17 protein-coding genes and 2 pseudogenes are annotated in these 19,563 nt (G+C 69.0%); all 19 read right to left on the bottom strand.

Annotated features, from left to right (window positions below; all coding sequences use genetic code 11):
- Nucleotides 1–131: 131 nt before the first annotated feature.
- The gene (locus ASF53_RS08405) at nucleotides 132–1,244 is read right to left on the bottom strand and encodes a PLP-dependent cysteine synthase family protein (protein ID WP_056196903.1); all 1,113 of its coding nucleotides are present in this window, start codon (nucleotides 1,242–1,244) and stop codon (nucleotides 132–134) included.
- Nucleotides 1,241–1,852, bottom strand: a complete 612-nt coding sequence (locus ASF53_RS08410; protein ID WP_056196905.1) for a LysE family translocator — start codon at nucleotides 1,850–1,852, stop codon at nucleotides 1,241–1,243. The genes ASF53_RS08405 and ASF53_RS08410 overlap by 4 nt, the downstream gene beginning before the upstream one ends.
- Before the next feature lie 198 nt (nucleotides 1,853–2,050).
- The gene (locus tag ASF53_RS08415) at nucleotides 2,051–3,169 is read right to left on the bottom strand and encodes a TlpA family protein disulfide reductase (protein WP_082482588.1); all 1,119 of its coding nucleotides are present in this window, start codon (nucleotides 3,167–3,169) and stop codon (nucleotides 2,051–2,053) included.
- A 120-nt stretch (nucleotides 3,170–3,289) separates the two neighbouring features.
- Nucleotides 3,290–3,832 (bottom strand): hypothetical protein, encoded by a 543-nt coding sequence (locus tag ASF53_RS08420; RefSeq protein WP_156635439.1) that lies wholly within the window; start codon nucleotides 3,830–3,832, stop codon nucleotides 3,290–3,292.
- The gene (locus ASF53_RS08425) at nucleotides 3,829–5,199 is read right to left on the bottom strand and encodes a M16 family metallopeptidase (protein ID WP_082482590.1); all 1,371 of its coding nucleotides are present in this window, start codon (nucleotides 5,197–5,199) and stop codon (nucleotides 3,829–3,831) included. The genes ASF53_RS08420 and ASF53_RS08425 overlap by 4 nt, the downstream gene beginning before the upstream one ends.
- Before the next feature lie 15 nt (nucleotides 5,200–5,214).
- Nucleotides 5,215–6,534 carry a M16 family metallopeptidase gene (locus ASF53_RS08430; protein ID WP_056196909.1) on the bottom strand — a complete coding sequence of 440 codons (1,320 nt, stop codon included), beginning with the start codon at nucleotides 6,532–6,534 and terminating at the stop codon, nucleotides 5,215–5,217.
- Nucleotides 6,535–6,617: 83 nt separating this feature from the next.
- On the bottom strand, nucleotides 6,618–7,490 hold the full coding sequence (locus tag ASF53_RS08435; RefSeq protein ID WP_056196911.1) for an energy transducer TonB family protein: 873 nt from the start codon (nucleotides 7,488–7,490) through the stop codon (nucleotides 6,618–6,620).
- Nucleotides 7,487–7,924, bottom strand: coding sequence for a TonB system transport protein ExbD (gene exbD / locus ASF53_RS08440; protein WP_056196913.1), 438 nt, complete (start codon nucleotides 7,922–7,924; stop codon nucleotides 7,487–7,489). Before exbD ends, ASF53_RS08435 begins: the two co-directional genes overlap by 4 nt.
- 4 nt (nucleotides 7,925–7,928) lie before the next feature.
- On the bottom strand, nucleotides 7,929–8,870 hold the full coding sequence (exbB, locus tag ASF53_RS08445) for a tonB-system energizer ExbB (protein ID WP_056196916.1): 942 nt from the start codon (nucleotides 8,868–8,870) through the stop codon (nucleotides 7,929–7,931).
- 346 nt (nucleotides 8,871–9,216) lie between these two features.
- Nucleotides 9,217–9,699 carry a Hint domain-containing protein gene (locus tag ASF53_RS26265; protein ID WP_286134257.1) on the bottom strand — a complete coding sequence of 161 codons (483 nt, stop codon included), beginning with the start codon at nucleotides 9,697–9,699 and terminating at the stop codon, nucleotides 9,217–9,219.
- A gap of 56 nt (nucleotides 9,700–9,755) precedes the next feature.
- Nucleotides 9,756–10,345 (bottom strand): annotated as a pseudogene (locus ASF53_RS26405) (Hint domain-containing protein); the annotation flags it as partial.
- Between the two features lie 113 nt (nucleotides 10,346–10,458).
- Nucleotides 10,459–10,950: Hint domain-containing protein (locus ASF53_RS26575; protein ID WP_286134233.1), on the bottom strand; the 492-nt coding region annotated here is incomplete at its 5' end.
- Between the two features lies 1 nt (nucleotide 10,951).
- Nucleotides 10,952–11,602: pseudogene (locus tag ASF53_RS26975) on the bottom strand (Hint domain-containing protein); the annotation flags it as partial.
- A 1,031-nt stretch (nucleotides 11,603–12,633) separates the two neighbouring features.
- On the bottom strand, nucleotides 12,634–13,302 hold the full coding sequence (locus ASF53_RS08460; protein ID WP_056196919.1) for a class I SAM-dependent methyltransferase: 669 nt from the start codon (nucleotides 13,300–13,302) through the stop codon (nucleotides 12,634–12,636).
- 43 nt (nucleotides 13,303–13,345) lie between these two features.
- A complete protein-coding gene (locus ASF53_RS08465; RefSeq protein WP_056196925.1) occupies nucleotides 13,346–14,401 on the bottom strand; it encodes a glycosyltransferase family 4 protein in 1,056 nt (351 codons plus the stop codon).
- Nucleotides 14,398–15,339 (bottom strand): glycosyltransferase family 2 protein, encoded by a 942-nt coding sequence (locus ASF53_RS08470; RefSeq protein WP_056196927.1) that lies wholly within the window; start codon nucleotides 15,337–15,339, stop codon nucleotides 14,398–14,400. The genes ASF53_RS08465 and ASF53_RS08470 overlap by 4 nt, the downstream gene beginning before the upstream one ends.
- Before the next feature lie 49 nt (nucleotides 15,340–15,388).
- A complete protein-coding gene (locus ASF53_RS08475) occupies nucleotides 15,389–16,537 on the bottom strand; it encodes a glycosyltransferase (RefSeq protein WP_056196930.1) in 1,149 nt (382 codons plus the stop codon).
- 54 nt (nucleotides 16,538–16,591) lie between these two features.
- Nucleotides 16,592–17,482, bottom strand: coding sequence for a glycosyltransferase family 2 protein (locus ASF53_RS08480; RefSeq protein WP_200943184.1), 891 nt, complete (start codon nucleotides 17,480–17,482; stop codon nucleotides 16,592–16,594).
- A 21-nt stretch (nucleotides 17,483–17,503) separates the two neighbouring features.
- A complete protein-coding gene (locus tag ASF53_RS08485; RefSeq protein ID WP_056196934.1) occupies nucleotides 17,504–19,558 on the bottom strand; it encodes an HAD-IIB family hydrolase in 2,055 nt (684 codons plus the stop codon).
- Nucleotides 19,559–19,563: the final 5 nt, after the last annotated feature.

Here is a 19,563-nt window from a genome sequence, read left to right on the forward strand (position 1 = left end):
ATCCCCACGGTCGAGCTTGAAAAAAGAGTGCTGCCGCGTGCGGCGGACGCAGTCACGCATCCGCGACCGGGATCGGGGTGCGATCCGTATCCGGGGCGAGATGCGATGAGGGTTTCCCGCCTGGAGGGGGATCAAGCTACGAGTATCGCGTCGGGCGAGACGCCGCGTTCGAAGAAGGCCTCCACGGCCGCAATGTAGGGCTCGAGCACGAGGCCGCGCTCGGCCAGCCAGCGCGGATCGAGATGGGTGCTGCGGTAGCGCTCGCCGGAATCGCACAGCAGCGTCACCACCGACCCCGTCTTCCCGGCCGCGGCCATCCCGGCGATGATCCGGGCGGCGGCCCAGAGATTGGTGCCGGTCGAGCCGCCGCAGGATCGCCCGAGGCGCTCCGACAGCACCCGAGCCGCGGCAAGGCTGGCCCGATCCGGCACCGCCTCGGCCCGGTCGATCAATTCGGGCAGGAAGGACGGTTCGCAGCGCCCGCGGCCGATCCCCTCGATGATCGAGGGCCGCCCGTCGGTCGTCCGCACCGAGCGGTCGGCGAGGTGGCGGTGGAAGACCGACGCCTCTGGATCAGCGAGGCAGAGCCGCGTCGTCAGCCGCCGGTAGCGGATGAAGCGGCCGATCGTGGCGGAGGTGCCGCCCGTTCCGGCCCCGACGACGACCCAGGCGGGGACCGGGTGCGTCTCCAGGGCCATCTGCGCGAAGATCGACTCGGCGATGTTGTTGTTGCCGCGCCAGTCCGTCGCCCGCTCGGCAAAGGTGAACTGGTCCATGTAATGTCCGCCGAGGGCCGCCGAGAGACGTTCGGCCTCGGCATAGACCGCGCACGGGGTTTCCACGAAGTGGCAGCGCCCGCCGTAGCGGGTGATCTGCACGACCTTCTCGGCGGAGGTCGCCCGCGGCATCACCGCAACGAAGGGCAGACCCAGGAGCTGCGCGAAATAGGCCTCGCTCACGGCGGTGGAGCCGCTCGACGCCTCGACGATCGTGGTATCCGGCCCGATCCGACCGCTGCACAAGCCGTAGAGGAACAGCGAGCGCGCCAGCCGGTGCTTCAGACTGCCGGTGGGATGGGTCGATTCGTCCTTGAGGTAGAGGTCGATGCCGAGACAGGCCGGCAGCGGCACCCGCAGGAGATGGGTGTCGGCCGAGCGGTTGAAATCTGCCTCGATCGTCTCAATGGCGTCGTTGATCCAGCGGCGCGCGCGTGCGGTGCCCTGGAGGTCGGAGTCTTCGGTCATGCGAGTCTCCCGGTCGCCTGCGCGACCCCGGCGCCGATCAGGAGAAGCCCCGTGGCCCGTCGGAACAAGCGCCCGCCGGTGCGGCGCAGAAGCGTCCCGGCCAGGGCCCAGCTCGTCGCCGAAACCAGGGAAAGGGCGCAGAATGTGGCTTGGAGCAGGACGAGTTGCGGCAGAACCGGCTCCGCTCCGTCAACGAACTGAGGCAGCAGCGCGCAGAAGAAGGCGATGCCCTTCGGGTTGAACGCTGTCACGAGGAAGACGCCAACGAAGGGCCGCCCGCCGCAGGCTTGCTCCTGTTCTTGCCCTGAGGCTTGCGAAGCCGAGGCTCGACCGAACAGGACAGTGAGGCCGAGGCCGATCAGATAGACCGCCGCCGCGGCCTTGAGGAGCATCAGCAGGCCCGCGGAGGCCGCGAGCAACGCGCCGAGGCCGAAATTGCAGATGGTGAGGGCGGCGGCGTCACCCAGCACCGCGCCCGCGACGACGCGCGGAAGCGTGCCCCGGGCACGCTGGGTCGCGTAGCGCAGAATGAGAAAGGAGGTCGGCCCCGGCATCGCGAGCACGATGCAGGAGGTCGCCACGAAGGCGAGCCACGCTTGGACGGACATTTCTGGGCGTTCGGATCAGGCCGGAGCGGGGCACGCCGCGGGACGGCATCCCCGCGGCGGCAACGGATCGGAAGGGCTCGGGTCTCACCCGCCGGCGCTGCGGTCTCGCCTCTCTGTGAAACGAGATGCCGAAATCCACACGCCTCCCGCGCATTTTTATCGAGATGCGCGAAAAATAACATTTGTAAGTTGTGCGTCTCAGGCGTCGGCGAGGCGGCACGTGTCGCCTTCGCAGATCACCGTCCGCGACGGAGCCGGAGGCGGCGGTGTCGGCGCGGCGGTCGCGCAACGCGCCAAAAAGGCGTCGATCTCAGCCAGCGCCTCCGGGGCCGCCTCGGCTTCGAGTGCGGCCTGCCGCGCCTCCGCGGCGCGGGACGCTGCCGCGTCCGATCGGCCCGAGGCGAGCAGGGCCCCCGCAAGGGTGTGCGAGACACGCATGACCAAGCCGGGCCGCGCCTCGGGGCCGATCAGGATCCGCACCCGCTCCAACGCCTCGACGCTCAGGGCCGCGCTGCGCTTCTGGGCGGAACCCTCCAGCGTCTCGATCTCGCTCATCAGGCCCGTGCCGATCCTGAAGAGCGTGTTGATGTCGTCGGCCGCGGCGCGGGTGACCAGATGCAGTCCGTAGTCGTACTCCGCCTCGCTGCCGGATTTGAGCTGCTTCAACTTGCCGAAGCCGTGGGTCCGTTCGAGAGCAGGTTCGGCCGCGAAGGCCACGTCGTAGGCCCGGATGGCCCCCTCCCTGTCGCCCGCTTCGAAACAGGCTTTGACGGCCCGCTCCAGGGCCCTCGCTTCGCGGACTTTGTCCTGCACGATTTGGCGCCGATGGGCTTCGGCCTCGGCCGGCAAATCCCAGCGTCCCTCAACCACCGCCGCGAGTGGCTCGTCGATTTCCAGCGGGTGACCGATCCAGGCGATCCGGCCCGCGCCATTGACGATGAAGGCGGCCGGCACGCCCGGCTGGTAGGAGGCATCGCACCACGCGGCCCGCATCCACGTCCGCTGCGTGCCCTCGGCCGGCGCCCGATCGACGGCGATCCGGTAGCCGATCGCCGCGCCCTGTTCATCGACGAAGGCCCGCACTTCCTCGAGATCCGTCCATCCCACGGCGACGCCGATGAACGGCACGGCCTCATAGCGCTTCTGGAGTTCGGTGAGGTGCGGGATGCTGGCCTTGCAGGGTCCGCACCACGTCGCCCAGAACTCGACGACATGGACTTTGCCCGGAGTGAACACCGTGATCGGCTCCCCCTTCAGGAAGGTTTCGATCTCGATCGCCGGGGCCGCGCCGCCGACCAGCAGTTCCGAATGGGACATGAGCGTGAACCTCTTGGGAGCCCGCGCCGGATTGCGGCGGGGCCGAACGAATGTCGGTTGGCCCCGGCGTCGGGGCGTGCGCATCCGGCCTGACAGCGGTGAAGTGACGGGGTCGATGGGTTACTTGCGCGGTCCGCGCACAGTCCGAGGCGGATTGGCCGGGACCGGTTCAGCCGGGACGGGTTCGGCAAGCACCGCCCCGCCCTCCGGGGCGAGGGGCGCGCCGTCCGGCCCCACTACCAGCGCGGCACCGTAGGGTCCGGTGAGGGGCTGGAACACCTCGTTGATCGGAGCGATGGCCGCGTCGAAGGCGTGGAGCCCCTCGGTGATCGGGGCGACGATCACCCCGATCGGCGCGAAGATCGCGGAGGCGATGTCCGGTCCGATCGCCTTCTCCGGCCGCGGGGGCCTCTGGCCCGGCGGAACGCCGTTGCCGGGCGCGAGGTCCGCCGGGGGCTTGGCTCCGGGCCCCATGAGGGCGCTGCGCGCCTCCGCCGACATCGGGCTCTCGGACGGCCGCCGCGGGTCGCCACCCTCCACCGGCATGCCGGGAGCGAGGGGAGCGCCCAATCCCTGCGGCGATCCCTGTGGTATTGGCTGCGCCAAGGCCGCGCCCGGAAGGGCGAGGATCAATCCCAGGCTCGTCACGACGATCGATCTCATATTCCGCCCCTCCCAGTGGTCTCGTTCGCGCCGGAGTCGGTCCCGAGTCGCGCGGTGTGCGCGTTGGGCCCAATCGCCCGGTCTTCGCCTAACAGTCCCGCCGGATCGCCGGCTGCCGCGACGAGCAGCTGGCCGTCGCCGAGAAGGCGTTCAGCGGCCCGTGCGGCATCCGCCGGCGTCACCACCGCGATCTGTCGGTTGCGTTCGTCGAGCCAGCTCGGCTCGCGGCCATCGAGTTGCAGCCCGAGCAGCACGGCGGCGAGCGCCGAAGAGGTGTCGAGGCGCAGCTTGTACGAGCCGAGCAGGTAGCCCTTGGCCCGGTCGACCTCCTCCGCAGCGAGTCCCTCGCGGGAGAGCCGGCGAATCTCGTCCTCGATCACGCCCAGGGCTTCGGCGGCGCGGTCGTTGCTCGTCGCGGTGGTGCCGACGAAGGTGCAGGCACCATCCGCGACTTGCAGCATCGAGCGGACCGAGTAGCAGAGGCCCCGCTTCTCCCGAACCTCGCGGAACAGCCGCGAAGACAGGTCGCCGCCACCGAGGCACTGGTTCACAACCATTGCGGCGGCGAAATCCGGGTCCGTGCGGGCGATGCCGGGCCGTCCGAACCGGATCGTGGATTGCGGCAGGCCGAGCCGCGTCACCACCCGCTGGCCGAGGCCGCCGAGGGTCGTGGCGGGTGTCGGTTCCACGGCCTCGGCCGGAAGCGCGGCGAAGGCGCGGTCGAGGACGGCACAGAGCGCCTCCGGCCCGATCGCGCCGACAACGGCGACGCGAAGGTTGCCGCGGGCCAGCATCCGCGCCTGCAGGGCGACCAGATCCGCGCGCTCGATGCATTCGAGACTGGCGAGGTCACCGCTGGCCGGGCGGGCGTAGGGATGTCCGGAAAAGCCGCGGGCGGCGAAGGCCCGGCCGACCGTAACATCGGGCCGGCCGAGACCGGCGCGCACCTCGGAGGCCATCGCTCCCCGGATGCGGGCCATGTCGTCCGGCGCCAGGAGCGGGGCCTGCACCGCGAGACCGAGGAGTTCGAAGGCCCGCTCGACGTTGCGCGACAGGGTCTTGAGCTCGCCCCGGAGGCTGTCGCTCCAGATCGAGAAGGACAGCCGGATCGCCTGATCGCCGAGCGCGCGCCGGAAGGCGCCGCCTTCGAGCGGACCGGCGCCTTCGCTCAGCAGGTCGGCGAGCATCTGTGCCGTGCCGGCCCGATCGGCCGGATCGAGGACGGGACCGCCGCGGAACCCGAACTGGGCCGACAGGATCGGCAGGGTGTGGTCCTCGATCAGCCAAGCCTCGATGCCGCCGGGGCTGCGCGGGTGCAGCACCCGGTCGGCGATGGCCGTGGCGGGAGGGGCAACATGGATCGTCATGACCGGCGCCTCCCTTCAGGCCGCTTCGGGGCGAACGAGGTGACCGGAGACCCCGCCCGGCCGATCCAACAGGGACAGGGCCGCGGCCAACGCCTCGGGCGTGACCGCTTCGATACGGGCCTGCCACGTCGCCAGTTGGTCGAGGCTCAGGCCGCAGCACAGCGCCATGCCGTACCAGTTGGCGAGACTGACTTGGCTGTCGCGGGTATAGAGCGCCTCGGCCACGAGCTGCGTCTTGGCGCGTTCGACGGCGCCGGCCTCGAAGCCGGTCCGGCGCAACTCGCCGAGCAGCGCATCGACGGCGCGGTCGAGATCCTCCGGCGTGGTGCCGGGGGTGGGAAGGCCGTGGATGTAGAAGCGCGAGCGGCCGGCGAAGTAGGAACTCCAGTAGGAGGCCTTCATCCCGATCGCGCAGGCCTGCTCGACCACGAGGCGCGTATGCAGAAGCGACGTGTCATCGCCGCCGAGCAGGAAGGCGAGCAGTTCCAGCGCCTCGGCCTCGCCGGCCGCCGCCGTGCGGGGCGAGGGCACGGTGTGCAGCCGCATCAGTTGCGGTTCGCTCACGGTCGCGTCCGCCAGCGTCACCTGCCGGTGCGCGCGGATCGGCGGGTCTTGGGGATGGCTCCGCGCCGGAGGCGAATCCGAGGCGGGAATCGACCCGTAGATCTTCGCTGCGAGGTCCAGCACCGCCTGCGGCTCGGCATCGCCCGCGACCAGGAGGATGGCGTTCTCGGGCGTGTAGAAACGCCGGTAATAGGCGAGGGCGTCCGCGCGGGTCAGGCCCTCGATCTCATGGCGCCAGCCGATGATGGGGCGGCCGGCGGGATGAGCGGGGATCGCGGCGGCCGTAAGGGCCTCGCCGAGCAGCCCGGACGGGTTGGCGTCGGCGACCATGGAGCGCTCTTCCAGCACGACCGCGCGCTCGGTCGCCACCACGGCCTCATCGAGCAGGAGGCCGCGCATCCGGTCGGCCTCGTAGGCCATGCAGGTGGCCAGGTGCTCTCTGGGCACGCGCTGGTGGTAGGCCGTGAAGTCCCAGCCCGTGAACGCGTTCTCTTCGCCGCCCACGGAGGCCAGGAGGGCGCTGAACGTACCGGCCGGATGCGCGTCCGTGCCCTTGAACATCAGGTGTTCGAGGAAGTGGGCGATGCCCGACTTGCCCGGCGGATCGTCGGCCGAACCGTTGCGGTACCACACCATATGCGTGACGATCGGGCTGCGGCGGTCCGGGATGACGACGACCTGCATCCCGTTATCGAGCCGGAAGCTCGAGGCGGGCACGGCCGCCACGGCGGCGGCGTGCAGGCTCGAAGGGGAGGACGAATTCGGAAGCATCGGTCTCGGTTTCTTGCCAGCTCGGTTTCTTGCCCGGACTCTTGCCGGTTGCCGCCCCCCGGCACCGGGAGGCTTTCGTGGTCTCAGCGCCGGTTGAAGTTCAGCGGGATGGTCTGCGTCAGCGGCTGGCCGCCGGGCGGCGGCGGGAAGGGGGCGGCCCGGTACATCACCGCGACCGCCTCGGCATCGAGGGCTGCGTTGCCGGACGAGGCGACGAGGCGCACGCCCGTCACGCTGCCGGTGCCCGTGAACGTCACGCTGACCACCGCTAGACCGGTCGAGCCCATTGCTCCGGGCGGAAACCGCTTGGAGCGCACGATGCGGGCCCGCATCTCGTTCTGCCAGGTTGCCCGAGAGGCCTGACTGACCGCCGAACCGGCGGCGGAGGCGGCGGTCCGATTCGCGGTCTGCTGGTCCGATCGTGGGCCGCCGCTGCGGGAGGCCGGCTTCGACCGCTCCTTCTTCGGGACGGTTTTCTCGGGCTTCTTCTTCTCGACCGGCTTCTTTTCCAGCTTCTTCTCGGGCGGCTTCTTGTCGGGCTTAGGTGGAGTCGGCGGCAGCACGGCCTGCGGCTTCACCTCGGGGGGCGGAGGCGGCGCTTCGACGACCGGCTCCACGTCCGGCGGCGGCGGGGCCTCATCGACCGGCTCCGATTCCGGCGTTTCTTCGAAATCCGCGGCCGGCGGTCCCTCCGCCGCGTTATCCGTCTCGGACTTCGCCACGGTGGGCTCGGGCGACATGTCGATCATCACCGCCGCCGGCATTTCCACGGGCGCGGGCGGCGTCTCGACCCGATGGGTCAGGGCGAGGTAGAGGCCGACATGCACGCCGAGCGTCAGCAGGCCCGCCGCCGCCCAGGCCAGGGTCCGGAGCGCCGTCGAGGATTCACGACTCTCCAGATGCGTGCGGCCCAGTTCGGTGGCCCGCACGAAGGCTTCGGGCGGCGGATGGATCACGGCTGACCTCCCCCGGATACGTCTTCGAGACCGACGAGACCGACCTTGAGGTAGCCGGCGTTGCGCAGCAGGTTCATCACCCCCATCAGCTCGCCGTAGGGCACGCCCTTGTCGGCACGCAGGAAAATGCGCTCGTCCTTGTTGCTCTTCGTGGCCGTGTCGAGGGCGGCTCCCAGGGCCGGCCGCGCCACCATGTCCTCACCCAGCGCGACGCCGAGATCGGCCTTCACGCTGACGAAGATCGGCTTTTCCGGGCGCGGCTGCTGCGGCGCGGCGGAGACCGGCAGTTCGACGGGCACGTCGACGGTCGAGAGGGGCGCGGCCACCATGAAGATGATCAGCAGCACCAGGATCACGTCGATGAACGGCGTGATGTTGATGTCGGCATTCTCCGTGAGATCGCCGCCGTCGCTGGATCCGAGATTGACCGCCATGTCCTTACTCCGCCGCGACGCGAATGCCGGACTTGGCGCCGTAGGTGGCGATCTCGCGTCGATCGAGGTCACGCGAGAGGTGGCGCATGATGAGCGCCACGGCATCGCCCGTCATGGCCCGGTAGCCGGTGATGGAGCGGGTCAGCGCGTTGTAGATCACCACGGCGGGGATCGCCGCCACGAGGCCGATGCCGGTGGCGAGCAGTGCCTCGGCGATGCCGGGGGCGACCACCGCGAGGTTGGTCGTGTTCGAGTTGGCGATGCCGATGAAGCTGCCCATGATGCCCCAGACCGTGCCGAACAGGCCGACGAAGGGGCCGATCGAGCCGATCGTCGCCAGGATGCCGGTGCCGGAGGCCATGCGCTTGCCGACCATCGTCTCGATCCGGCCCAGGGCGATCGCCGTCCGTTCCTTGACGCCCTCGCTCGGCAGGCCCCGGGACAGGGTGAGTTCCTCCTCGGCCTCGACCAGAAGCAGAGCGCCGACACCGCGGCGCACCCGCTGACCGGCTTCCGCCAAGGTCGCCGAGGACCGGATCTCCTTAAGGCTGTTCCGCATCCCCCGCTTGGCCATGGCGAGGCTCAGCATTTTCACCAGCAGGATGGTCCAGGTCACCACCGAGGCTGAGGCGAGGACGACCATCACGGCCTGCACCACCGGGCCGGCGGCCAGGAACATGCCCATCGGCGAAAGGTCGTGTGACGGGGCCGGCTTCTGCGGCGTGGCCGGAAGCTGTGCGGGCGCTGCGGCAACCGGAGCGGCTTCGGCGGCGGGCGCCGCCGGTTGCGTCTCCGTGGCCGCGGGGACCGGCGGCGCATCCTGCGCGACGGCGGGCGCCGCCACGGCGAGGCTGCCGAACAGGAGCGCGGCCGCTACGGTTCGAGCCAAGCGCCGCCCGAGACCCGGAACGGAGATCGACCCCTGCAAGTCTTTCGTTGCTGTCATCGCGCTTCCACCTTCATTGCGGTGACCGTCGGGTTTCGAAAGGTCTGTGCAACGAGGCCGGCAAACTGACACGGCATCGGCTCGCTTTTTTCGGATTACCGATCAGATCTCGGCTCTGTCTCACCTCCTGCCGGAAGCGCTTGAGGGGTGGAGCGCAGGTCGAATCGTGTCGCGCGGCATGGTCTGGAAGCATCCCGAAACGGTGATCCCGAACCGCGAAAACGAGCGCCCAGCGCCTCGCCCGGGATGTTGGTTCCGAGACGACGCGCCGGGCGCTCGTTGATGACATTGCTGAAAATCGGCGGCTTGCGCGCTGGGTGGAACGCGAGCCGCTACACCAGGGCGCTCAGGCGAAGCTGGTGTGCGCCGCGGCTTCGCCCCAAGCGCAATCGTCAGCCAGCGTCTGGACGAAGCGGGCATCGATCCGGGCGCGCTCGGCCTCGACCAGGGGGCCCTCGACGGCCACGGGCCGGCAGCGGCCCGAGAGGCCCGGAGGCACGAAGTCGGGGTTGTGCAGGGCGAAGTCGGAAGCGCCCTCGAAGAACGGCCGGCAGCCGAAATCGAGGAAGCTCTCGGCCGGAAGACCTTCGGCGAGCAGGATGTCGTGCGCATCCAGCTCGACGTGCCAGTAGACGACGCTGGCCGCATCGGTGCGGGCGACGGTGGTGCCGTTGATCAGGCACATGACCGGCACGAGCGCACCGCCCTGGCCGTCGGCATCGGCACCGACGAGGACCGGATGACCGGGCGACAGAGAGAGGTCGCGGGCGGGCAGGCCGTGCCCGAACGCCCCGGCGCGGATGCGGACGGGGGCCTGGTCGGCGGGCATCGGCTGGCTGTCGCTGCCGAGATGGCGCTGGCCGATCCATGTGATCGGGCGATGCNAACGCCCCGGCGCGGATGCGGACGGGGGCCTGGTCGGCGGGCATCGGCTGGCTGTCGCTGCCGAGATGGCGCTGGCCGATCCATGTGATCGGGCGATGCCGGCCGGAGGCAGTGACCGCGGTGTCGCCGATCTGCAGATCCTCCACGGCGATCGAACCGCGCGTCGTCAGGATCTGCGTGCCCGACACGAAACAGAGAGCGAAAGGCTCCGTCGAGAACGTGATCGGCGTGTTCGGTTCGAGAACTTGGTTCGAATACAAAAAGTATACGTACTCCCCACGCGCCGACGAGAAAGTTCTTGCTACGACGCCGCCATCATCCGCGAGCTTGCCGACATACTCCCTGTTGTTGAACGGCGTTTCCGTCCCGTCGATATTCTGAACAACACGCATATTGTCGTTCGGGGTATCGCCCAGGACATTGATGTCGTCGGATCCGGTCGCTGCCGGCAGATCCGATAGGGTGTAGATGCCTTGTCTTCCGCCGATCGGACTCGCGGAGATGACTTGGTCCGGACCAGATCCGCCTGACGGCGAACTCAAAGAGTAGAATCGAGAGAAGGACTGCGTCGGTGCCGGTGTCGATGCCATAGCTCGCCCCTTTTATCGGTTGGTACAATCGATACTGTCTTGCGTCGGCCTAGCGGCTGGGCCGACGCGCATCTGGAAACGGACCGGCTTCGCGAACTCGACTGCCGTCGGCCCTAAGCGGCGGCCAGGGCGACGTCGTCGGTCCAGGCGCAATCGTCGGCCAGCGTCTGGACGAAGAGGGCGTCGATCCGGGCGCGCTCGGCTTCGACGAGGGGACCCTCGACGGCCACGGGCCGGCAGCGGCCCGAGAGGCCCGGAGGCACGAAGTCGGGGTTGTGCAGGGCGAAGTCGGAGGCGCCTTCGAAGAACGGCCGGCAGCCGAAATCAAGGAAGCTCTCGGCCGGAAGGCCTTCGGCGAGCAGGATGTCGTGCGCATCCAGTTCGACGTGCCAGTAGACGACGCTGGCCGCATCGGTGCGGGCGATGGTGGTGCCGTTGATCAGGCACATGACCGGCACGAGCGCACCGCCCTGGCCGTCGGCATCGGCGCCCACGAGGACCGGATGGCCGGGCGACAGAGAGAGGTCGCGGGCGGGCAGGCCGTGCCCGAACGCCCCGGCGCGGATGCGGACGGGGGCCTGGTCGGCGGGCATCGGCTGGCTGTCNGCCGGGCGACAGAGAGAGGTCGCGGGCGGGCAGGCCGTGCCCGAACGCCCCGGCGCGGATGCGGACGGGGGCCTGGTCGGCGGGCATCGGCTGGCTGTCGCTGCCGAGATGGCGCTGGCCGATCCATGTGATCGGGCGATGGCGACCGGAGGCAGTGACCGCGGTGTCGCCGATTTGCAGATCCTCCACGGCGATCGAGCCGCGCGTCGTCAGGATCTGCGTACCCGACACGAAACAGAGAACGAGCGACTGCTGCGCAAAGCTGGAACTTGGGACGGTATCGAATTGTCTAAGGGTCGTTCCATTCGTGAACATGGCATAACTAAACCCGTCCGGTGTCCTGGTAGACGGAAATCGAAGAATTGCTCCGTCATCTGCGGATTTGCCCCAATAGGTGTAATCTCTCGGCGTGCTGAAGAAGTCTGGGGGATTAGACGTGATAGTCGCGAGTTCATTGGGCGTATCGCCCAAAACACCATTGCCGGCGCCATCTTCGGAGATCGAAAAGCTGAAATCTCGATTGATATTACCAACACGGAAGCTGCTGGCGGCAGCATCGGTAGGGTTCAGCTCGACGAAAGTGTTGTATGTAGCAGAAGGAGCGGATCCAGACGACATTTTTAAGCCTCCACTTGCACGGCATGACAGCATCTTATGCCGTCAAATTGGGTTAATTGGTTTTTTACTTATCAAAACAAGAAATAAATCCCGATTTAAAGGGTTATTTCGTTTGATTCAGCACATCGAATGTACGCAGACTTTCATTCGAGGTTGCGCTCGACGGCTCCCGGCCAATGGACTGAAGCTCTCGTTCGGCACAGGAACGTCGGCGCGTCGCGGCACTTCCCTTCTGCTAAGCTTCTGAAAGCCCTGTGTGGCGACCGAAAAAAGTTCACACGCGATTCCACGATTTTTTGAGCGCGGGTCTTCGCCGGGGCAGAGCGCTCCTCGATCCTTGGATCCGGTTCCGTGATTTAGGGGGCTCGACCAAGTTGGCTTGGCGATCCGGAAAGCGGAGTCGGGCGGAGGCTCTTGGTATGAGGCGAGATCAGATGCGGGACTTCGTAAAGTTCCGAGCGTGGCTGTCGCCTTCCCGTATCCCAGCGGAGTCTCTCGCGGGCGAGGCCGAAGAAGGTCGCGACGACACGGTTCGACTTGGAAGCGTGTACTCTCCCGAAACCTGCGAGCCCGCCGTTTGGAGTCAAACAACCTGGGGGTGGTGTCGGTCGCCCAGGGTGAACGCTACGCTTTGAGCTGCATTGATGTGCTGTCGCTCGAGGATGGTGCGGGGACGACGATGGGCCAGGGACAGATCACCGCCGACCTCCCCCATTTCGGCCTGCGGTCGTTCAATGGGCCGTCACAGGAGTGGGGCCGAGCCTCGCCACGTCGAAAACGAAGCTTGTGGTGGACTTGGCAAACAGGCGCTGCCAGTTTCCGGGCTGCGATCACCCTTTGACCGGTGGACCGTTCGGCAGGGCCTCGATGTCGGCAACGGGTTCCACGCGGTCATCCGCAGCGACGACATCACGATCCGGAACGGGGCGGTATGCCGAGATTCGTCGCCCGGATGACCGAACGACGATCGGTTGTTGGTGCTCAGTTCGGCATTCTCGCCATTAACTAAGACTTGAAATCTGAATTCGAAAATTTCGCCAACCTAGGCTATCGCAGAGTTCAATCTAACCAAGCTTCACGAACTTAGCTTTGCCCTGAAATGACCACGGCCCTTTCACGCCGAACTCGGCGCAGAAGGCGTCCACGGCGCGCGTCACGCCGGGAAAGCTGCCTCCGAGACGGTCGTAATCGTCGGCGATGAACAGGCCGCCGGGGCGCAAAACGGGCCACCAGGCCCGGAGGTCGGCGGCGACGGATGCTTCTTCGTGGCCGGCATCGAGATGGATCACGTCGGCGGTGACACCGCGCAAGCGCATCAGTTCGGCCGCGTTCACCGAGTCGAGCGGCAGCGGAACCACCCGATCGGCGAGGCCTTGGTGCAGAACATTGGCCAGGAAGGTGCGGTAGAGACTGGGAAAACCGTGCTCGGTGGCGAGTTCAGTGAAAAGGCTCTCGTCCATCCAGTGATCGACGGCGCCGAGCCACGTATCGACCGCGATGACGGTGCCGTCGATCCCGTGCTCGGCCATCGTGCGAGCGAGGTAGAGCGCGCTCGCGCCCTTCCAGGTTCCGATCTCGACGACCACACCGGGGCGGTGCTGGACCACCGCCTCCTCCAGATACGGGTGAACGCTGCGCCAGCCCTGCAGATCGAGGGGCCTGAGGGTATCCGGGGGATCGGCGAAGGGATCGCGGCCATGCCAGAGGGCGGCGATGATGTCCTGTCGGGTCATGTCTTCGGCTCGGAGAGGAGACGGGGATCGATGGCAAGCGGAGTCAGCCGGCACGGGCCCCTGCGTAGAGGGCCTCGCAGCGGTCGAGCCAAAGATCACGGGTGAACAAGCGGTGGACGCGTGCTTGCGGCACCGCGCGTGGAATCGTGAGCGCCGTTCCGATCGCCTGCGCGAGGGCCGCGTCGTCCCCCGGCGGAACGAGACAGCCGGCCTTACCGACGACCTCCGCCGCCGCGCCCATGGCGAAGCCGGCCACCGGAAGGCCGCAGGCCATGGCCTCGACGGCCACCAGCCCGAACGGCTCGTCCCAGCACGGCGTGAACAGGAAGACGGAGGCGCGGCCGATCTCCCGCGCCAACGCCGGGCCGCCGAGATGGCCGCCGTAACGGATCGGTCCGCCGATGAGCGGGGCGACCTGCGTCTCCCAATATTCACGCTCCTCGATCGGACCGAACAGGGTGAGGGGCAGGCCGGCCCGCCGCGCCGCGCGAATCGCGAGATGCGTGCCCTTGATCGGCGCGATGCGCCCGCACCAGACGGCGCTGCCGTCGCCGTGCGCCTGAAAGGGCCATGCGGCGGGATCGATCCCATTGTGCAGCACCGAGACTTCGGGCGGCGCCCCATCCGGCCACCACGCCTGCGCCTGCGCCCGCGACGTCACGGTGATGCGGTGGCGGGGGGTGACACTGGCGTGCACGCACCAGCGCAAGGCATCGTAGGGCGGTACGTGCAGCGAGGTCACCGTCGGCACGGCTTCCGTGCGGCGGCGCTCGAGCGGCAGACGGCTGAGGCTGTTGTTGTGTAGCACGTCGAAGCCGCCGGCCGCGATCCGGTCGCAGGCGGCGGCGTAGCCCGCATCGACATGCGCCTTCAGCCCCGGATCGCCCCGATGCTCCAGCCCCTGAAAGCTCCGCTCGTGATGGACCGGGATGACCGGATCGATCGAAAAGCGCGGGTCGCTGTCGCCGGCGGCGAAGAGCACGACCTCGTGGCCGCGCGCCATCAGCCCCTCGGCGAGGTGCCAGGTATAGGCTTCCAGCCCACCGGCGAAGGGCGGGGCGATCGGGTGGCGCAGATGGGCGAGGAGCGCGATCCTCACGCCGTCACCGGCACGGAGGCCGGTTGCATGCCCCGTTCGCGTGCGCGCGCTTCCAGATGCCGGATGACGGAAGCCGAGTTGGTGTAGGGCTGATGGCTCTGCTGCCCGGTCAGCGCGAGATCCTCGGCGTCGGGGCGGCGCAGGATGCGGATCGGCTGTTCCGGCGTGTCGTCGATCAGGCCCATCACTTTGAAGGCGTAGAGCCAGTGGCCCATGGTGCGGTAGCCCCATTTGGCCTCGAACAATTCGGCGTTGCGCACCACGCTGTCGAGGTGGTGGATCGGCGGCATGTGGTGCGGGTGGTACTGGTGATAGGCCAGCGCGCCCTTCATCCAGGCGATGGGCAGGCCGCACTCGTCGAGGATCTTGCCGAAATCGGTATCCTCGCCGCCATAGCCGGTATAGCGCTCGTCGAAGCCGCCGACCGCCTGGAATGTCGCCCGCCGGATCGCGAAATTGAGCGACCAGAAGCAGCGGTAATCGTTGCAGATCTCGATGCCCGCCGCCGGCGGACCGCGGCGGTCGGAATGCTTTTCCGCCACCGCTGCAAGGTCGTCATATCGCCAGTCGCCCGCGGTGGCGTGTTCGGGCAGGTGCAGCACCTCGCCCATCAGCAGACCATCGAGTTCGGACAGCGCCTGGGCGTAGTCGGCCACGAGGTCGGGCGCCGGGATGCAATCGACGTCGAGGAAAACGATGTTCTCGCCGCTTGCCGCGGCGACGCCGCGGTTGCGCGCGGCCGCGAGCGGCAGTTCGGTGCCCGATACCAGGATCTGGCGGACCGGGAAGGCGACCTCGGGCAGGTCGTAGGGCGCGTCCTGCATGACGGCGATGATGAATTCGGCCGGCGGCCGCGTCTGGCGTTCCAACCCGAGGAGGACGTTGCGCAGATGGGCGGGCCGTCCTTTGGCCAGCGTGACGACGGAAACGGTGGGCATGCGGGGGGACAGGCTCCGGCAATCGGGGACGAGGATCGAGACGGGTCGCTCAGCCGGCGACGACACGCAGCGGCGCGGCGTCGGGCTCGTGCGCGGCCGATCCGCCCTGCCAGAGCGCGTCGGTCAGCCCTTCAAGCCAGCCAGCCGCGCGCAGGGCTGCGTTCGGTGCGTAGAGGCTGTGCAGAATGGACCCGTCGAGGCGGCGGGCGCGGTCGAGGAGATCGCGCCAGCCCTGGAAGTCGCCGGGCCATTGGGGCGCCTGCACGGCGGCGCCGAGGCGGACCAGTGCCTCGGCTTTGCGGGTCTGCTCGCCGAAGTAGCGCCATTCCGGCATGACGATGAGGCGCCCGCCGACGCGGGCGACTTCGTGCACCGTGTTGTCGCCCGCCGAGGCGACCACGATGTCGGCCGCGGCGAGGTAGTCGGTGACCGACGGCACCCAGCCGAGTTCGCGCAGGTTGGCAAAGTCGGTCTCGTGGCCCTCGCGGTGCGTCGGCCCCAGCGTCAGCCAGAGTGCGTCGGGCGCGGCGCGGGCGGCGACCGTCAGCGGCGCGTAGGGCGTGCCGCTTCCCCCGCCGCCGGTGACCGCGACGACGATCTCGCGCTGCGGGTCGAGGCCGAGCCGGGCCCGCGCCTCGGCGCGGTCGGGCACGCAATCGACGCTGGTGCAGAGGCCGCCGCTGTAGAAGGTCTTTGCGCGCAGTTGCGCCGGGTAGTCGGCTTGCTCCAGCCGCTCGTCGAAGGGGGCGAGCATTCCGACGCAGGCCTCGTAGGCGCCGATATGGGCGATGTCGTTGCGGTCGCCATGCATGCGGATCTGGACGGCCGGGATGCTGGCGATGCGCGCGAGCAGCGCGATCTCCGCCGAGACATCGACCACGAACAGCCCGACGTCCCGCGCGTCGAGATGGTCGAGAATCTGGCGCATGGTGCAGCGCATTTCGGCGAGGCCCAACGGCACGCAATGCATCACCGGCGGGGTCGGCTCCGCGTAGAGGCGCGGGGTCGGCACCGCGGCGCCGATCATGTTCGGCAGCGTGACGATCTCGATGTCGCGGGAGAATCCGTCGAACAGGTGCGGGCCGGCGGTCAGCACCGAGACCGGACGGTCGCGGGCGAACTCGGCGGCCACCGCCATGGTGCGGTTGGCATGGCCCCGGCCCTGGTGATGGACAAAGAACGCGATGGGTTTCTTCATGAGGCGCGGTTTCGGGGCTCGGATCGGGAGGAGATCGGGAAGGCGTCGGGACGACTAGGAGAAGAGCGCTTGCGGCCGGAGGGCGGCGGCGATCTCGGGCGCGCTCGGCTGGCGCAGGACGCGGATGGCCGGTGCCTCGGCGTCCCACGCGATCAAGCCGGCCGCGCGGAACTGTTCGAGCCAGTAGGTCATGCACCAGCGCCCGTGCCGCGCGCGGAAGCGCGTCGCGTTGGCGAGGATCGGTACAAAGTGCTGGAGCGGCGGCACGTGGACGGCGTGGTGCTGGTGATAGGCCCGCGCGCCCGCGACCCAGAAGGTCGGCAGCCCGGACCCCGCGAGGCGGGCGGCGAGATCCGTCTCCTCGCCGCCATAGCCGACGTAAGACTCATCCATGCCGCCGACCGCGCGCCACGCTTCGACGGGCAGGGCGAAGGACAGGCCCCAGAGCTGCCCCGCATCGGGCTCACGCCGTAGCCCGGTCTCGGGCAGGGGAGGCCGGGCCGGGTGGACGCGGCCGAGCCGGTCGAGCGCGGCGGGATCGGGAGCGGTGCCGCCCGCAATCGCATCGGGGGGCAGGTAGAGAACCTCGCCGAGGAACAGTCCGCGCTCCGTGGCGGCCGCGTCCGCATAGGCGGCGACCAGGGTCGGCCCCGGGATGCAATCCACGTCCAGGAAGACGAGAAGGTCTCCGCTGGCCGCGGCCGCCGCCCGGTTGCGGGCGGCGGCGAGCGGCATCGGCTCGCCGGGCACGTGGAGGTGGCGCACCGGGCAGCCGGGATCGGGCAGGTCCGACTCCGGCTCCGGCTGCATCCAGGCGATCACCAGTTCGCGCGGGCGCAGGGTCTGGCGAGCGAGCCCGCGCATCAGGTTGCGCAGGCGGTCGGCCCGGCCGCGGACCAGGGTGAGCACGCTCGCCGGGGGAGGGGGAACTGCGATGCCGCTCACGGGGACGCGCCGAAGCGGGGCTTACGACGCATAGGCCAGGGCCCGGCGGAAATGTAGGACGCCCTCGATGATGCCGCGGGCATGCGAGCTGCGGGCGACGTAGGAGTGCTTGAGCGCGGCGTTGCTGGCGAGACCGTCCGAATAGTTGGCGACGATGATCGCCTGTGTCCGGGCGCGCAGCATCTCGACATCGTTGCCGGAATCGCCGGCCACGAACACCGCCTGCTCCGGCAGCCCGTAGAGGGCGCGGACGTGATCGACCGCCGTCCCCTTCGAGGCCGTCGCGGGCAGGACATCGAGGTAGCGGTCGTGGCTGTGGATCACGTTCGCCGGGAGGCCCGCCTGCACGAGACCATCGCGCACCCGATGCGCCGTCGCCTCGTCGCCAAAGAAGCTCAGCTTGTGCGACCGCTGCTCCAGGGGGCCCTGCGGGACGAGACCGTCGAGACGGCTCAGCGCCAGACTGACCGCCCCCCGGTCCCAGTCGTTCGAGACCGCTTCGCGCCACGCGGTGTCGGCCGTGTAGGTCACGCCGTTGGTATCGAGATGGTAGATCTCCGAGCCGACCGAGGTGATCATCACCTGCGGTCGCGGGCTCGCCTGCTGCTCCAGCACCGCCATCGCGCTGTGAAAGGAGCGGCCGGTGGCGACGCCGAAGGCCAGCCCCGTCTGCCGGCTGCGCCAGCGCCGGAACGTCGCCAGGGCGGATTCACATCCCACGAGCGTGTTGTCGATATCGCAGATCAGGAGCTGGCGCGGCGTCCGCAGGGGCGGATTCCGCGCGAGCAGCGCACCGAGCAGATCGTGATAGCGGGCGGCGTGCCGGTCCCAATCATAGGCGGCGGCCGCGCGGGCGCCGCCGGCGACGCAGCGGGCGCGGAACGCGGCATCCGTGAGAATGTGCAGGCAGGCGGCAGCGATCGTCGCGGGGGCACGCGGATCGACGAGCAGCCCGTTGCCGCAGGTCTCGACGATGTCGTTGGGGCCGCCGCTATCGGTGGCCACCAGCGGCAAGCCGGCGGCGGACGCTTCCAGAAGCGTCAGGCCGAACGGCTCGTTGAGCGCCGGATTGACGAAGACGCCGCCGCGCTCTCGCGCATAGGCATAGATCGCCGGCACGTCCTCCGGGCGATGCGTCTTCGGATAGGCGACGCGGCCATAGAGGTCGTAGCGGTCGATGAGCACGAGGAGGTCGCGCATGGTCGCGGCCATGTCGCCGTCGAGCCGGTCGATGTCGTCGCGGGTGCCGGCGACGATCACGAGGTTGGCGCAGGCCTGAAGCTCCGGGCTCTCGCCATAGGCCTGCACGAGGGCCGCCAGATTCTTGCGCGCCACCGGCCGGGCCAACGCCAGCACGGCCGGCTTGGCTGGATCGTGCAGGAACCGGTCGATCGCCGCGTCGATCCGGGGATGCGGGCGGCTCTGCGCGAAGCGGGCGAGATCGCTGCCCGGCGGCAGGACGCGGGCGCGACCGGGATCGTAGGCGGCATAGCCGGCATACTGCACCTCGGCCTCGTCGCGCGACGAGGCGATGACGAGGCTCGCCCGCGCCAGGGCCGTCTCCTCGGTCGCGATCCGGCGCGAGAGTTCGAGGTCGCGCTCGGCACCGCCGCCGACCATCGCCGCCTTCACCCGCCCGAGCGAATGGGCCGTGAACAGGAAGGGGATGCCGAGCCGGTCCTCGACGATCCCCGCAACCGCCGCCGCATCCGCGTAATGCGCATGGATGATGTCGGGCGCGCGGGGCTGCCGGCCGATCCAGGCGATGAGATTGTCGGCGTAGCTCTCGACCTCGCCGTGCATCGACTCCTTCGAGCGGTAGCCCGGCGACGCGCTCGCGAGCCGCACCAGCGCAACCTTGTCGGAGATCCGCTCTTCGGGCACGGCGTAATCCGGGCCGGGCGGACCTTCGAACCGACGCGTCGCCATCACGATCCGCGCGATACGGGGATCCTGAGCCGAGGCGCTGACGAGATCGAGCAGATATCGGATATGCCCGCCGGTGTCCGAGGTGAGGCCGTACACGACATCACGGCCGCGCAGGCAGCCTTGTAGAGCAATGTGCAGAACGAACATCAGGC

It is taken from the genome of Methylobacterium sp. Leaf123 (assembly GCF_001423405.1).
In the GTDB taxonomy this organism is placed as follows: domain Bacteria; phylum Pseudomonadota; class Alphaproteobacteria; order Rhizobiales; family Beijerinckiaceae; genus Methylobacterium.